This is a genomic window from Mycobacterium sp. 3519A (assembly GCF_900240945.1).
Classification (GTDB): Bacteria; Actinomycetota; Actinomycetes; order Mycobacteriales; family Mycobacteriaceae; genus Mycobacterium.
Genome location: NZ_OESG01000013.1, coordinates 2728884 through 2742989, shown reverse-complemented (window position 1 = coordinate 2742989; position 14106 = coordinate 2728884). Strand labels below are relative to the sequence as shown.

Sequence of the window (14106 nt, the reverse complement as noted above, 5' to 3'; positions counted from 1 at the left end):
CAACTGGCCACTCGGCGACTAACGCCGGTGTGCCATGGCGCTTTGGTACAGGCAGATCGACGCGGCCGACGCCACGTTCAGACTCTCGGCGCTGCCCGGCATCGGAACGTGCACCCGATGGGTGGCCGTCTGCGCCAATTCCACCGGCAGGCCGTGGGCTTCAGGACCGAACAACCACGCCGTCGGGCCGGACAGGTCGACGTCGTCGAGGCTGACCTCGCCGTCGACGGTGGTGGCCAGCACCTGCAGTCCGGCGCCGGTGAGCGCGGTAATCGTGCCTGCCGCACCGGTTTCGGAGACGACGGGAATCGCGAAGATGCTGCCCGCCGAGGCCCGTAAGCACTTCCCGTTGTAGGGATCGACGCTGTTTCCTGCGAGCACGACCGCGTCGGCGCCCATCGCGTCGGCGATCCGGATCAGCGTGCCCGCATTGCCGGGTTCCGAGATCTCCACCGCAACGGCGACAAGCCGCGGCGACTCGGCGAGCACATCGGCCAACGTCGTCTCCGGCATCGAGCACACGGCGACCAGCCCGACCGGAGTCACGGTGTCCGACAACGCTTTCGCGGCGCGCTCGGTGACCAGATGCACCGGGGCATCGGCGAGCATGCCACCGAATCGGTTCATCGCGGTTTCGGTGGCGAACACCTCGGAAACGAGTCCGCGCCGCAACGCCGACTCGACGAGATTGGGTCCCTCGGCGAGAAAGCGTGCGGCGCGGCGTCGTCCAATGTGGCGGTGCAGCTTGACCGCGGCCGCCACCCGTGCGGAGCGCTCGGTGAGCGTCAGGCGGCCTCGCCGGCGTCTGATGTCGCCGGCCTTCCGGCTCCGGCAGGAGCGTTCACGTCCTCGGGCAGCGCACCCTTGGCGACCTCGACCAGCGCGGTGAACGCCGCAGGATCGCTGACCGCGATCTCGGCGAGGTTCTTGCGGTCCACCTCGACACCGGCGGCCTTCAGGCCTTGGATGAGCCGGTTGTAGGTGATGTCGTTGGCGCGAGCTGCCGCGTTGATCCGGGAGATCCACAGCTTGCGGAACTCGCCCTTGCGGGCACGCCGGTCGCGGTAGGCGTAGGTCAACGAATGCAGCTGCTGCTCTTTGGCTTTGCGATACAGCCGCGACCGCTGACCGCGGTAGCCCTTGGATGCTTTGAGTACTGCGCGACGCTTCTTCTGAGCGTTGACTGCGCGCTTGACGCGTGCCATGTGAGTGTTCCTTCGTTCAGGTCGTACGGAGCCGGGCCAGTTAGCCGTTCAGCAGCTTCTTGATGCGCTTGGTGTCGTTGGCCGCCACCTCGGTACGGCCGGCAAGACGACGGGTGCGCTTGGTCGGCTTGTGCTCGAGCAGGTGCCGACGGTTGGCCTTCTGGCGCACGACCTTGCCCGTCCCGGTGAGCCGGAACCGCTTGGAAGCGCCGCTGTGGGTCTTCGCCTTTGGCATGTGTCCTCTTTCAGTTCTGCGTTACGTCTGACTGTCTTCAGTTGGTGCCGCGGTGGGCGCCGGGGTCTGATCTGCCCGTCGCGCCGGCGCGGCATCTGCGTCGTGCGCCGCCTTGGCGCGAGTCTTCGCGCCGCGGTGCGGAGCCAGCACCATCGTCATGTTGCGGCCGTCCTGTTTGGCCGACGTCTCGACGAAGCCGTAGTCGGCGACGTCGGCGCCCAGCCGTTGCAGGAGTCGGTAGCCGAGTTCGGGCCGCGACTGCTCGCGCCCGCGGAACATGATCGTCACCTTGACCTTCGACCCCGCTTGCAGGAAGCGGACGACGTGACCCTTCTTGGTCTCGTAGTCGTGCGGGTCGATCTTGGGACGCAGCTTTTGTTCCTTGACGACGGTCTGCTGCTGATTCTTGCGAGACTCGCGTGCCTTCTGAGCCGTCTCGTACTTGAACTTGCCGTAGTCCATGATCTTGCAAACCGGCGGTTTGGCATCAGGAGCTACTTCGACAAGGTCGAGATCGGCATCCGCGGCGACGCGGAGGGCGTCTTCGATGCGCACAATGCCTACTTGCTCGCCGCCTGGTCCGATGAGACGGACTTCAGGGACTCGAATGCGCTCGTTGACGCGGGTCTCAGTGCTGATGGGGCCTCCTATGTTGTCCTCTAGGAGCCCACGCCATCAGCCACTCTGCTCGGATGAACAGAAAAGCCCTGCTCAAAGCAGGGCCCAAAGCCGACCAGGACAGGCACGGATGCCTGTGACCGGACCGCTGGACCAGTATGGTCGGCGGTGGGAGTGGGACTCCACTTGCTGTCCCTGGCGTACGCCGGGACGGTCGCGCATGCCACTCTAGCAGGCATGACCGACTCTCCCAACATTCGCGAGCTAGCCGAAATTCCCGCCGTCGAGGTGATCACCCGATCGGCCGTCATGCTGATGAGCGCCGCCGCGGAGAAACTCGGACTGTCGGCAGAGGATCCCGAAGACAGCCCGCACCGCGATCTCGACGAGGCGCGCCGGTTGATCACTGCGCTGGCCGGACTGGTCACCGCCTCCGCTGAATACCTCGGACCGCATGCCGGGCCGGTGCGCGACGGACTGAAAACATTGCAGTTGGCGTTCCGCGAAGCCAGCGCCGCACCGGACGAACCGGGCCATGGGCCCGGTGAGAAATACACCGGCCCCGTTTGGTAGCTGGGCGCAGTCACAACAATTTCTGAGCTTGAGCGAATATCCTCGCGGCCTATGACCGCCACGTTGACGCGTCGGGCCTCTCGCTACTCGTGGGTCCCCGCAGCCGCCGGCTGGACGGTCGGCACCATCGCCACACTGTCGTTGATCGCGAGCGTCTCGCCCGGCATCCGATGGGTCATCAAGGAGCCGCGCGAGTTCGTCAACGACTACATCTTCAACTTCCCCGACACCAGTTTCGCGTGGGCCTTCGTGCTCGCGTTGCTGGCGGCGGCACTGGCCGCACGCAAGCGGATCGCGTGGTGGATCCTCGTCGGTTACATGCTGGCGTCCATCGTCTGGAACGTCGGCGGCCTTGTCACCAGTCCGAAGTCGGTGCTGGACGACATCGGCGAGGTCGTCGGGCTGGTGTTCCACACCGCATCGATTTTGTTTCTGGTGCTGGCCCGCAAGGAGTTCTGGGCGAAGGTCCGCCGCGGCGCGCTGCTGAAGGCGGCCGCCACGCTGGTGGTCAGCATGGCGGTCGGCACGCTGATCGGCTGGGCGCTGTTGGAGGTGTTCCCTGGCTCGCTGGCCCGCGAGGACCGGTTCTGGTACGCGCTGAACCGCGTCAGCGCGTTCGCAGGCGCCGGTTCCGAGTCGTTCACCGGCTACCCCCACGTGTTCGTCAACGCGTTGCTCGGCCTGTTCGGCGCGCTCGCCTTGATGGTGACGGCGATCGTGCTGTTCCAGTCGCAGCGCGCCGACAACGCGCTCACCGGCGAGGACGAATCGGCAATCCGGGGCCTGCTCGAACTGTTCGGCAAGAACGACTCGCTCGGTTATTTCGCCACCCGCCGCGACAAGGCGGTCGTGTTCGCGCCCAACGGGCGGGCGGCCATCACCTACCGGGTCGAAGTCGGCGTCTGCCTGGCCAGCGGCGATCCGGTCGGTGATCCGAAGGCGTGGCAACAAGCCATCCACGCGTGGCTGGCCCTGTGCCAGACGTACGGTTGGGCGCCCGGGGTGATGGGCGCCAGTTCGACAGGCGCTGAGGCGTTCCGTCTCGCGGGCCTCAACGCGCTGCAACTCGGCGACGAGGCGATCCTGTACCCGGACAACTTCCGGCTCTCCGGGCCGGATATGCGCGCCGTGCGCCAGGCCGTGACGCGGGCGCGACGGGCCGGTGCGTCGGTGCGGATCCGGCGGCACCGCGACCTGTCCGGCGAGGAAATGGCCAAGGTCATCGAACGCGCCGATGCGTGGCGCGACACCGAGACCGAGCGAGGCTTCTCGATGGCACTTGGCAGGCTCGGCGACCCCGCCGACGGCGACTGCCTGCTGGTCGAGGCCCTGCAGAACGATGACGTGGTGGCGATGCTGTCGCTGGTGCCGTGGGGCACCAACGGCGCGTCACTCGACCTGATGCGCCGCTCGCCGCAATCCCCCAACGGCACCATCGAACTGATGGTCAGCGAGCTCTGCATGCAGGCCGAAGATATTGGGGTGAGCCGGATTTCGCTGAACTTCGCGATGTTCCGCACGGCCTTCGAACAGGGTGCGCAGTTGGGCGCCGGCCCGATCGCCCGACTCTGGCGCGGCCTGTTGGTGTTCTTCTCACGCTGGTGGCAACTCGAGACGCTGTACCGGTCGAACATGAAGTACCAGCCGCAGTGGGTGCCTCGGTATGCCTGCTACGAAGACGCACGGTTGGTCCCCCGCGTCGGCGTCGCCTCGGTGATCGCCGAAGGCTTTCTGGTGCTTCCGTTCTCGCGGCGCAACGAGCAACCGCACACCGGCCATCACATCTCGGCTCCCGACGATCTGGTCGCCAGCGGCGTGTTGCACCACGACGGCAGCGCACCCGATTTGGACTCGTTGCAGGCCGATCTGCCCGAGGCGGAAGACGGCCAGCGTCTGCCGGAGCAGGTGCGGGTGCGGATGGCCAAGCTGAAATCGTTGCAGGACAACGGCGTCGACGCGTACCCCGTCGGGGAGGCGCCCAGCCACACCATCGCGCAGGCGGTCGAATCCGAGGGCGCGGGCACCGTCACGGTGGCCGGGCGGGTGCTGCGGATCCGTGACTACGGCGGTGTGCTGTTCGCCCAACTGCGCGACTGGTCAGGGGAAGTCCAACTGCTGCTCGACAATTCGACCCTGGAGCAGGGCGACACCGCGGACTTCACCCAGGCCATCGATCTGGGTGATCTCATCCAGGTGTCCGGGACGATGGGCTACAGCAAGAAGGGCACCCGGTCGCTGCTGGTCCTCACGTGGCGGCTGATCGGCAAGTGCCTGCGCCCGCTGCCGGACAAGTGGAAGGGGCTGACCGATCAGGAAGCGCGGGTGCGGGCCCGCTACGTCGACCTGGCGATCAACACCGAGGCCCGCGACCTGATCCGCGCACGTAGCGGTGTGCTGCACGCCATCCGCGAAACTTTGGTCGGCAAGGGCTTTTTGGAGGTCGAGACCCCGATCCTGCAGCAGATCCACGGTGGCGCCAACGCACGACCGTTTCTCACCCACATCAACGCCTACGACCTCGACCTGTATCTGCGCATCGCGCCCGAGTTGTACCTCAAGCGGTTGTGCGTCGGCGGCGTCGAGCGGGTCTTTGAACTCGGCCGCGCGTTCCGCAACGAGGGCGTGGACTTCAGCCACAACCCCGAGTTCACCCTGCTGGAGGCCTATCAGGCGCACGCCGACTACAACGTGTGGATCGACGGTTGCCGCGAACTGATTCAGAACGCCGCCCAGGCCGCCAACGGGGCACACGTTTTCCTGCGCCCGCGCGCCGACGGCACCCTCGAACCCGTCGACATCTCCGGTGAGTGGGCGGTCAAGACGGTGCACGGCGCGGTATCGGAGGCGCTCGGCGAGGAGGTCAGGCCGGACACGGAACTTCCTGTGCTGCGCAAGCTTTGCGACGCGGCGGGCATTCCGTATCTCACGCACTGGGACGCAGGCGCGGTGGTACTCGAACTCTACGAGCGGCTCGTCGAGGACCGCACCGAGGAGCCCACCTTCTACAAGGACTTCCCGACATCGGTGTCGCCGCTGACCCGCCCGCACCGCAGCATCCCCGGGGTGGCCGAACGCTGGGACCTGGTCGCGTGGGGCGTGGAGTTGGGCACCGCCTACAGCGAGCTGACCGACCCGGTCGAACAGCGCAGGCGGTTGCAGGAGCAGTCGCTGCTGGCCGCGGGCGGCGATCCGGAGGCGATGGAACTCGACGAGGACTTCCTCCAGGCGATGGAGTACGCGATGCCTCCGACGGGCGGGCTCGGCATGGGTGTGGACCGGGTCGTCATGTTGATCACCGGCCGCAGCATCCGCGAGACGTTGCCGTTCCCACTAGCCAAACCGCGTTAGCAGCTGGCTCACAGCCAGCGCCAAGGAAACACGGCCACGATTGTTGCCGTGACGTTACCCGACCAGTTTCGCCACCATCTCTCGCTGATGCATGGATGGCTGCCGATCACCGTGCAAGTCATCACCGGCTTGTTGCTGCTGGCCGCGATCGGCTGGCGGACACGGCGTTGGCGTTTGGTGTGGCTGCCGTGGACGGCGCTCGTCGGCGCGGCACTGGCGGTCGCGGTGTACTGGTACATCGCCTCGCAAGGGCTCAGCGACGACAACAATCCGGCCCCCGTCTCGCTGTGGATCTGGATCGGGTTGACCGGTGTGGCGGCGGCCGTGCTGCTCGCGGGCTGGCGCAGCGCCCGCTGGTGGCGGCGCGGGGTGTCCGCGGTGGCGCTGCCCGCGTGCCTGCTGTGCGCGGCGCTGGCGCTCAACCTCTGGGTCGGCTACTTCCCCACCGTGCAGAACGCGTGGAACCAGGTCAGCGCAGGCCCGCTGCCCGATCAGACCGACACCACCACGGTGGTCGCCATGCAGCAACGGCACGCGATTCCGCCGAAGGGCACGGTGGTGCCGGTCAGCATCCCCGACACCGCGTCGGGCTTCAAACACCGCGGTGAGCTGGTCTATCTACCGCCCGCCTGGTACGCCACCGATCCCCCGCCGCCGTTGCCGACGGTGATGATGGTCGGCGGCGAGTTCAACACCCCCGCCGACTGGATGCGGGCAGGCAACGCCATCAACACGATCGACGCGTTCGCGGCCGCACACGGCGGCAACGCACCGGTGTTCGTCTTCGTCGACTCCGGCGGCGCATTCAACAACGACACCGAATGCGTCAACGGCAGCCGCGGCAACGCCGCCGACCACCTCACCAAAGACGTTGTGCCGTTCATGATTTCGAACTACCGGGTGTCGCCCAGCCGGGCCAACTGGGGCATCGTGGGATGGTCGATGGGCGGCACCTGTGCGGTCGACCTGACGGTGATGCACCCCGATATGTTCAGCGCGTTCGAGGATATCGCGGGCGATCTGACACCCAATTCGGGCAACAAGACCCAGACGATCCAGCGTCTCTTCGGTGGCAACGCGGCGGCCTATGCGGCGTTCGACCCGACCACGGTGATCACCCGCCACGGGCCCTATGTCGGGGTGACCGGGTGGTTCGACATCAACGGCACGCCGTCGGCGCAACCGCACATCGTGAATGCCGCGGCGCATCCGAACGATCAGACGGCGGCCGCGAATTCGCTGTGCGCGACCGGCAGCGCATTCGGAATCAAATGCGCTGTCGAGATGAGGCCGGGCAGGCACGATTGGCCGTTCGCGGCGCGCGCGTTCGCGGCGGGGCTGCCATGGCTCGCGAGCCAACTCGGCACTCCGGGGGTCCCCCTGGTGCCGCTGCCACCGTCGACGGTGATGACGAAGGCGGGGTCGCCGCCCGCCGCACCGCACTCGGGACCGAAACTGCAGGCGGCCGCGAAGTAGGCCGGTAGCGTGGGCGGTATGCCGGACGACACCACCCCGGAACCGACCGCTGACGACACCCCGGCACCGCCGCCCGCGGAACCAGCAGATACCGGCTACACACCCGGCGGCGTGCCGACGTTCGAATCGGTGCGCGAGAAGATCGAAACGCGGTACGGCACCGCGATCGGCGCGTCAGAACTGGCCGCCGAGACACCTGAGGGCCGCACCGTGGAGGAGCAGTACGACGCGCGTCAGCGGGCGGCCGCCGAACGACTCGCCGAGATCCGTGAATCGATGCACCGCGACGAGGACGACGCTCAGTAGTCCGATTCGGCGGCCAACACTTCGGCTAGGAACGCATCGCCGGCAGGTGTACGCAGCCGCGACCGTGCGAACTCCCTGATCCGTTCGCGGGTCTGTGGTGACTCGTCGGTGTCCGCGCCTACCGTCACCGCGGTCGACCGCCAATCGTGGTCCCAGGCGGCCGATTGCGTGACAGGTTGGTGCTCCGCATCGAGAAGCAGGAACGCGGTGACCCCGTCGGCGTCGAGCACGCCCGAACCCGCGAACCCTTCGGACTGCAGCAGCACAGGGATGCCCGCGGACAGTCCTGAACCTGACAATGCCACGCGTACAACGGCTTTCGCCGTCCCATCGGTCACGTCGACTCGCCACTCGACGGTGTCCTCTGCGGAATCGAAGACGCCGGGCGGCACTGCGCTCCACTTCACGGAGTCGGTCCCTGCGGCGACCGCACCCGCGCCGCGGCTACGTCCGTCTGCACCGGCGGCCAGCGCGAAGTCGTCGCGACGCTGCGTGAGGCCGGGGGATTCGGTGAGCGCGACGCCGACGTCGTCGGCGAGATCGACACAGCCCGTGACGAGTTCGATCACCCGCGGATCGCCGGCATGCAGATGCGCGCTGAGCGCCGCGGTGTGCGGGCGCAGCAGCGCCGCCACGTCGGAATCGAAGGTGTCGTCGGTGAAGTAATCCTCGGCGGCCGCCGTGAGCATCGCGATCTCGGCGTCCAAAAGTGCGCCGTCGAGCGCCGCGATGCCGTCGCGCCCGCTGACCGGCCACCACCGCCGCAACCAGTGCCCGAGCGCGAGTCTGCGCAGCGGTTCGAGCGATTCGGGTCGCAGGTCGACGCCGGCGATCTCGACGTCCGCGCCGGGCGGCCGGCCGTTCACCGCCGCGGCGAGTGCGACATGCCCCGGTTCGCCGAGCACCCGCCACAGCCAATCGGCGCGGTCCAGATCGGTGAAGGTGATCTGCGCGGCGTGGGTGGGGTCGTCAACGGTCCACGACAGCACGGCACCACTGACCTCCAGGACGGCGACGAGTTGCGGCTGCGCCGCCTGGTGGCCCGTGCTCCACAATCCGGCATCGGCGACGAGTCTCATCCGGCCACCCGCAATTCCAGCATCGCCTTGATCCGCTGTCGGTGGTCGAGGCTCACCGAGCGTGCCACACCCTCCAGAAGGCCCCGGACATCGTCGACGTCGTCGCAGGGCTCCTGCCACACGTCGCGACCGTGCAGCCGGGCCCACAACCGGCTCAGATAGGGGCGTGCGAACGACGCGAGGTCATCGATCACCTGTTGCTGCCGCGGGTGCATGGGCCCGCCTTCGGCCAGGTAGCGACGGGCGTGCAGGACATAGGCTTCCTTGCGCAGCCGGGCCTGAATCTGGGCGGCCAGTTCGTATTTCGTCACGGCCGTTTCGCTCAGCGGCGCCAGGCACGCACCGATCTCGATCCCGGCGACCAGTGCGGCCTGCTTGTCCTCGGCCAGCAGACCCCAAGGCGCACTTGCCCGATCTACCTCCTCGGCGCACAACAGCGGGATGTCGGGCAGCTCATCGCGGTCCATGGCTCGCCGCAGGGTGGCCCGCACCCGGTCGACGACGGAGCGGTTCAGCGGGCGGTCACCGTCCGCTCCGGCCATAACTGGAGGGGGCGGTTGCGGGGCAACGGAACTCAGTCCGAGCGCGACGATCGACCACGGCAGATCGTCGGTGGTGTGATGTGCGCGGGCACCCAGGTTGTACGGCGTCGCGTCGGCGATCAGCGCCGACCAGACCCGCTGCCGGGCGACCGCCGCGTTGTGACCCTGCGCGGGACCCAGCACCGTGGTCAGGCCCGCGAGAAAGGGATCGGTGATCTCCTGACCGGGCGTTACGTCTGTCCAGCTGCGGGCCAGTTGGTCGGTCAGCTTGGCGACGACCTGCGGATCGGACGCGTACTGGTTGAGCACCTCGCTCGCGGTGCGGTCCCGGTCGCCGTGGATGCCTCGCAACACCGCTTCGGCGGAGCCGTCATCCTGTTGCGCCGGAGCGCCTTTCGTCACCGCCAGCTCGAAGCAGACGGGGAAATACAGCTCCTGGGCGTTGCCGGTGGTGATGCGCAGGCGGCGGCGCTCACGCTTGAGCACCTCGAACCATGCTGCCGCAGCGCGTAATTGGGGTCCATGCCCGACGATCAGTTCGTGCATGGCGACCGCGGTGTCGACGTCGACGAACGGCGCCGAATATGCGGTGTTGGCGCGCAAACGCAGCACCAGCGGGTCGAGGATGCGTTTGACCGTGCGGCGCAGCGGGCCGCCGTCGTCGCCGCTGAGCACCTCGACACCGGGGCCGATGGCGCGCCATGCGCGGTCGATGACGGCGCGGCGCGGTTGGCTGACGGCGGTCGTCGCCGCCACTTCGGAGCCCGCGCTCATCGCACCAGCATAAAGTTGGGTTCGGTAGCCAGCGCAAGAGCTGACGCTAATGGCATGTCCACCGCATTGTTGCTCGGAATCGCCGCCGACCAGCTTGTCAACATCGTCTACTTCGGCTTTCTGGTCGCCGGCAGCGCCGCCACACTCATTCCTGACAACCGGGCCCCCGTGCCCGCCCGACCGCGGTCCGACGAGGCCGACGAACGACTCGCCACCGTCACCGACATGCTGGCCGTACGCGCCGCCTTCGATGACATGCTGATCCAAAAAGGGCTGCTCACCGGGGACCAGCTCGAGCTGATCCGCAAGGGCACCAAATCGCAGGGCGTGGTCACAGGTATGCGCCCCACCGGCGGGTTCCGTGAGGACCACCGGGAGGTCGTGCTCGATGTGATCGTCAGAAAGCCAGGAGGCGGCCAGTTTCCGGCGCACGAGACCGCGTTGATACCGGCCTCGTCGCTGGCCAAGGTGTCCCCCGGCAGCATCATCGACACCTACTACCGGTCCGGCGACGAGTCGTCGGTGGCCGTCTGCGTTGCGCCCGGCTGACGGGTTCATCGCGCACCGTCGACCGCGAATGTCGCCAGCGCGGCCCAATACAGCGGGCTGGCACCGACATCGCCGCCGCGCCAGCGACGCATCTGCTCCCGCTGCCAGCGATTGACCGCCCGACCCGCGTCCGCGTCTTCGTGAGCGCGGTCGACGGCGATGATCGCGTCGGCCATCGGGTCGTGATCGCCTGCGGCGAACTGTCGGTAACCGGCCGCGGTCGGCAGCGACCACAGTGTGGCCGTGACCAGTTGAGCGCCGCCGAGAATCATCGCCGCCACCAGGCCGGTCGCCTCGTCGAACTGGTAGTCGCCGCCGGACGCGCAGGCGATCATCGCGATTCGCGGCGGCATCGGCAACTTCGCCGACATCAGATCCGCTGCTGTCAACGGATGCTCGTCGGCGAGGTGCAGCGCGGCGCGGGCCGCGTGCCCGACGTCGCCGTCGGCGGCGGTGGCGTGACCGACGTACAGCAGCCGACTCGGTTTCCGGTCGAGTTGGCTGCCAAGCCACGAGCGGTCGGCGTCTGTCCGACGGAACAGCTCGACCGCGTCGGTGACGTCAGGTAGCACCGCCCGTTGCCGCATCGTCTCTGTGAAATGTTGTGCCAGAGGGGTTTCCGACGACGGCCTGCCAAGCACCGAACCGAGCGCCGAATCGGGGCGCTGGCCTGGCACCCGTGGGTCGAGAAGCAGCAGCGGCGGGTTGTCGCGGCGATCGTCCCAGAGCGCCGATGTGCGCGCCGAGTTGACGATGTTCGACGGTGCCGCCATCAACACGTCGACCAATTCGTTCAGCCGGAAGCCGTCGTCACCGGGTAGGGCGAGCAGTCCCCACGGCATCCGCGCCAGACGGGCGCTGGGCGAGACGAACAAGGCGGCCCGCGGCGACGCCACGCAGTCGACGAGCAATTGCCACGCCGCAGGCCCCAGCAGGCTGGCGCCCAACGTGCGGGCGATGGCCGTTTCCGACTCGGGTGTTGCGAACGGGCCGATGGCGACTGCCCGCTGCACAGCGTCACGGCGACTTTCGCCGGCCACCGGATCGGGTAGCGCGGTCTTCAATTGGTCAAGTCCCGCAACGAGTTCGGGCTCCTGCACCACCCAGGTAACCGTCCGTGCTGGCTCGCCGACCACGCGGAGGCTGGCGTAGGTGGCGACGCCGACGTCGGCGAAGCGCAGAACGAGAGTTACGGCCACGTCGACCATGCCGCTTCGTCGGCGGTGACGGCGCACCCGTACCGCTCGAACGCCAGCGTACGATACCGGCTCATGATCGGTCCGCCTGCCGGATCCATCTGCAGAGGCGGCAACGGCCCGAGTCGGGTCAGCGCAGCGCCACCGGCCACCGCGGGCCCCGCCGCGACGAGCGCGTAGTCGTCGACCGTCTCGACCGGAACGGCGGCGGTCGCGGTCTCGGCCCAGCCGGCGATTTGTGAAGCCTCCGGTTCGGTGCTGAAGCTGCCCCGTGCACTGTGGTATTCGACGAGCTCACTGACGAGTTCGGTGTTACCCCACTCCCAGGCCACCGCGAAGGCGCCCGCCAGGATTCGTGCCGAGACGTGGGTGGCCCACCGCATGCGTGCGTCGGCGTCAGCCATCGACAGCCGCACCGAGTCGACGGCAAGTGCCGCGGGCACCTTCAGGTCTGCGGCCTGTTCGAATTTCGCTGCCGCGCCGCCGGAGTCGGCTAGCGCCTCGGCGCGCAGGATGTTGCCGAGATGGTCGTCGAGCCTGGCATATTGCAGCCAGCTGTGCCGCGGCCACGAGTCCAGCAGCGTGCGCGCCTCCTCGGCGCGTTCCCGCGCCGCGTCGAAGTTGCCGCGGAAGATGTCAACCCAGCTGCGTTGCAACAGAATTCGGTGGATGTGCAGCGGCTTCTCGACTTCGCGCCAATGCCGCTCTGCGTGACCGAAGCGTTCGTCGGCGTCGTCCAGTTTCTCGATGGACAGCGCGATCAGGCCGAAATACAGCCAGGACCGCGATACGTCGTGCGCACGATAGCCTTCGGCCAGGGCGGGGTACGCCGCGTGCACCAGGTCCTGGGCGCGCGCCCGGTCCCCCGCCGCCCACGCCGCCGTGCAGCGCTCGAATTGTGTTCTGGCGGTTGCCAGTTTCCATCCCCGCTTCTGCGCCCGAGCGCCTGCACGCTGCAGCCACGGCTCGGCTTCGGCCAGTCGCCCGGTTTCGACACAGAACCGGCCGTATCCGGTGCCCACCTGGACGAGCAGGAAGTCGTCGGATTCGGTGCCGTCGATGGATCGCTCGACCGCATCGATCGCGAGTTCCCACAACGGAACTGAGCGGACGTGCAGGTCGTCGTCGCACAGCGCGACGGCGCACAGGATGCGAGCGTAGGTGATGAGGAACCGGTGTTCGGCGGCCAAGTCGGCGAACTCCGTGGACGTGTCGTCGGTCAGCGCCAGCAGCGCGGCCTCGGCGGCCTCGTGGTCGCCGTGCGCGGCGGCGGCCAAGCCGGTGCGCAGGAATTGCGCGCGCCGCGTGTACCGGCAGATCATGTGGTCGATCTCGGTGTCGGACATCGTCACCTGCGCAGCCGCTTCCGGGTTGGTGCCTGCCCGGATCGACTGATAGATGGCGAGGCAGTCGGTGATGCGGCGGAGTGCTTCCTCGACGCCGTTGTACGCGGTGCGGACCAGATAGATCTCGCCCAATTGGGCGTAGACCTCGAGCAGGAGATCATCGCGGTCGACGGCTTCGATCTGCTCACCGAGAGACAGCAGCAACTGCTTCGCCGTCTCCTCCTCGGCGGCGAAGATCAGCTGACGAGCCCGCTCGAGGTCGGTGACGATCGTCATAGCCGAATTGTAGGAAGCGGCGGGCGCGGGAGGGGCGCCCGCCGCTTCAGGGGTGGGACCGATCAGCTGCACGTCACCTTCACGGTGAACGGCTTGGTGATCATCCCTGCCATCGGGTTCTTGATGTCTGCGCCCGTGGCCTCACCGGTGATCGTGTAGGTGCTGCCGTCGACCTTGACGTCGGCCTTACCGACCTGCGCGCCCATCGTGTTGGTGACCGCCAGCGCGTTTCCGTCGACCGACATGCCCAGCGAATCGACGGTCGGTGGGTTCGCGTCGCTCATCACGACCGCGAGGCCCGCCTGGCCGTTGATCGCCCCGCTGGCGACGTTGATCTTGCCGCCCTGCTTGACGCAGGTAACCGACTTCATGTCCAGGCCGGAGAGGTCCTTGCCGTCGACCTTCACCTCTGTAGAACCGCCGGTGCTGGCCGTCCCGCTGGCCGGGAGCGACGTGCTCTTGTCGTCCGAGCAACCCACCAGCACCGCGGCGGCGGCGGCCAGCCCGACCACACCCACGACAATTCGATTCATCGAATCTTCCCTTCTCCATACGTCGCCCCGATGGCGTCCGTTGTGAAGTC

The 14106-nt window shown here is 67.7% G+C and carries 14 protein-coding genes; 5 read left to right on the top strand and 9 right to left on the bottom strand.

Going from position 1 to position 14106, the window contains the following annotated elements; all coding sequences use genetic code 11:
• Positions 1–18: 18 nt before the first annotated feature.
• From C1A30_RS21005 to infC, 4 genes are read right to left on the bottom strand one after another with little or no spacing between them, the layout of a single operon-like run.
• A complete protein-coding gene (locus C1A30_RS21005) occupies positions 19–762 on the bottom strand; it encodes an RNA methyltransferase (RefSeq protein ID WP_101950023.1) in 744 nt (247 codons plus the stop codon).
• A gap of 23 nt (positions 763–785) precedes the next feature.
• Entirely contained in the window at positions 786–1205 is a 420-nt protein-coding gene (gene rplT, locus C1A30_RS21000; protein WP_067801341.1) for a 50S ribosomal protein L20, read from the bottom strand.
• 40 nt (positions 1206–1245) lie between these two features.
• The gene (rpmI, locus tag C1A30_RS20995; RefSeq protein ID WP_067801338.1) at positions 1246–1440 is read right to left on the bottom strand and encodes a 50S ribosomal protein L35; all 195 of its coding nucleotides are present in this window, start codon (positions 1438–1440) and stop codon (positions 1246–1248) included.
• A 21-nt stretch (positions 1441–1461) separates the two neighbouring features.
• The gene (infC, locus tag C1A30_RS20990) at positions 1462–2079 is read right to left on the bottom strand and encodes a translation initiation factor IF-3 (RefSeq protein ID WP_200828386.1); all 618 of its coding nucleotides are present in this window, start codon (positions 2077–2079) and stop codon (positions 1462–1464) included.
• Positions 2080–2295: 216 nt separating this feature from the next.
• On the opposite strand from infC, the gene C1A30_RS20985 reads away from it, so the two are divergent.
• The 4 genes from C1A30_RS20985 (at position 2296) to C1A30_RS20970 (ending at position 7761) form a co-directional block, all read left to right on the top strand.
• Positions 2296–2631 (top strand): DUF1844 domain-containing protein, encoded by a 336-nt coding sequence (locus tag C1A30_RS20985; protein WP_101950021.1) that lies wholly within the window; start codon positions 2296–2298, stop codon positions 2629–2631.
• A 51-nt stretch (positions 2632–2682) separates the two neighbouring features.
• Positions 2683–5979, top strand: coding sequence for a bifunctional lysylphosphatidylglycerol synthetase/lysine--tRNA ligase LysX (gene lysX, locus C1A30_RS20980; protein WP_101950020.1), 3297 nt, complete (start codon positions 2683–2685; stop codon positions 5977–5979).
• Positions 5980–6066: 87 nt separating this feature from the next.
• Positions 6067–7455, top strand: coding sequence for an alpha/beta hydrolase family protein (locus C1A30_RS20975; RefSeq protein ID WP_101950369.1), 1389 nt, complete (start codon positions 6067–6069; stop codon positions 7453–7455).
• An 18-nt stretch (positions 7456–7473) separates the two neighbouring features.
• Positions 7474–7761: a hypothetical protein gene (locus C1A30_RS20970; RefSeq protein ID WP_101950368.1), complete on the top strand. Its 288-nt coding sequence runs from the start codon at positions 7474–7476 to the stop codon at positions 7759–7761.
• On the opposite strand, the gene C1A30_RS20965 is transcribed toward C1A30_RS20970, so the two are convergent.
• Both C1A30_RS20965 and C1A30_RS20960 read right to left on the bottom strand, forming a co-directional pair.
• A complete protein-coding gene (locus tag C1A30_RS20965; RefSeq protein WP_101950019.1) occupies positions 7755–8840 on the bottom strand; it encodes a hypothetical protein in 1086 nt (361 codons plus the stop codon). The genes C1A30_RS20970 and C1A30_RS20965 overlap by 7 nt on opposite strands.
• Positions 8837–10156: a hypothetical protein gene (locus C1A30_RS20960; RefSeq protein ID WP_101950018.1), complete on the bottom strand. Its 1320-nt coding sequence runs from the start codon at positions 10154–10156 to the stop codon at positions 8837–8839. The genes C1A30_RS20965 and C1A30_RS20960 overlap by 4 nt, the downstream gene beginning before the upstream one ends.
• A 54-nt stretch (positions 10157–10210) precedes the next feature.
• On the opposite strand from C1A30_RS20960, the gene C1A30_RS20955 reads away from it, so the two are divergent.
• Entirely contained in the window at positions 10211–10705 is a 495-nt protein-coding gene (locus C1A30_RS20955) for a hypothetical protein (protein WP_101950017.1), read from the top strand.
• A 5-nt stretch (positions 10706–10710) separates the two neighbouring features.
• Here the strand turns inward: C1A30_RS20955 and C1A30_RS20950 are convergent, their stop codons facing one another.
• The 3 genes from C1A30_RS20950 to C1A30_RS20940 all read right to left on the bottom strand — a co-directional run bounded on the left by C1A30_RS20950 (position 10711) and on the right by C1A30_RS20940 (position 14056).
• The gene (locus C1A30_RS20950) at positions 10711–11913 is read right to left on the bottom strand and encodes a CHAT domain-containing protein (RefSeq protein ID WP_101950016.1); all 1203 of its coding nucleotides are present in this window, start codon (positions 11911–11913) and stop codon (positions 10711–10713) included.
• Positions 11895–13523 carry a hypothetical protein gene (locus C1A30_RS20945; RefSeq protein ID WP_101950015.1) on the bottom strand — a complete coding sequence of 543 codons (1629 nt, stop codon included), beginning with the start codon at positions 13521–13523 and terminating at the stop codon, positions 11895–11897. Before C1A30_RS20945 ends, C1A30_RS20950 begins: the two co-directional genes overlap by 19 nt.
• A gap of 62 nt (positions 13524–13585) precedes the next feature.
• Positions 13586–14056 carry a lipoprotein LpqH gene (locus tag C1A30_RS20940; protein ID WP_101950014.1) on the bottom strand — a complete coding sequence of 157 codons (471 nt, stop codon included), beginning with the start codon at positions 14054–14056 and terminating at the stop codon, positions 13586–13588.
• Between the last annotated feature and the right edge of the window lie 50 nt (positions 14057–14106).

What these genes read in the sequence shown, in the direction of transcription:
- rplT (WP_067801341.1), bottom strand. Translation starts at nt 1,205, where the DNA reads ATGGCACGCGTCAAGCGCGCAGTCAACGCTCAGAAGAAGCGTCGCGCA.
- rpmI (WP_067801338.1), bottom strand. Translation starts at nt 1,440, where the DNA reads ATGCCAAAGGCGAAGACCCACAGCGGCGCTTCCAAGCGGTTCCGGCTC.
- C1A30_RS20985 (WP_101950021.1), top strand. Translation starts at nt 2,296, where the DNA reads ATGACCGACTCTCCCAACATTCGCGAGCTAGCCGAAATTCCCGCCGTC.
- lysX (WP_101950020.1), top strand. Translation starts at nt 2,683, where the DNA reads ATGACCGCCACGTTGACGCGTCGGGCCTCTCGCTACTCGTGGGTCCCC.
- C1A30_RS20975 (WP_101950369.1), top strand. Translation starts at nt 6,067, where the DNA reads ATGCATGGATGGCTGCCGATCACCGTGCAAGTCATCACCGGCTTGTTG.
- C1A30_RS20970 (WP_101950368.1), top strand. Translation starts at nt 7,474, where the DNA reads ATGCCGGACGACACCACCCCGGAACCGACCGCTGACGACACCCCGGCA.
- C1A30_RS20965 (WP_101950019.1), bottom strand. Translation starts at nt 8,840, where the DNA reads ATGAGACTCGTCGCCGATGCCGGATTGTGGAGCACGGGCCACCAGGCG.
- C1A30_RS20960 (WP_101950018.1), bottom strand. Translation starts at nt 10,156, where the DNA reads ATGAGCGCGGGCTCCGAAGTGGCGGCGACGACCGCCGTCAGCCAACCG.
- C1A30_RS20955 (WP_101950017.1), top strand. Translation starts at nt 10,211, where the DNA reads ATGTCCACCGCATTGTTGCTCGGAATCGCCGCCGACCAGCTTGTCAAC.
- C1A30_RS20950 (WP_101950016.1), bottom strand. Translation starts at nt 11,913, where the DNA reads ATGGTCGACGTGGCCGTAACTCTCGTTCTGCGCTTCGCCGACGTCGGC.
- C1A30_RS20945 (WP_101950015.1), bottom strand. Translation starts at nt 13,523, where the DNA reads ATGACGATCGTCACCGACCTCGAGCGGGCTCGTCAGCTGATCTTCGCC.
- C1A30_RS20940 (WP_101950014.1), bottom strand. Translation starts at nt 14,056, where the DNA reads ATGAATCGAATTGTCGTGGGTGTGGTCGGGCTGGCCGCCGCCGCCGCG.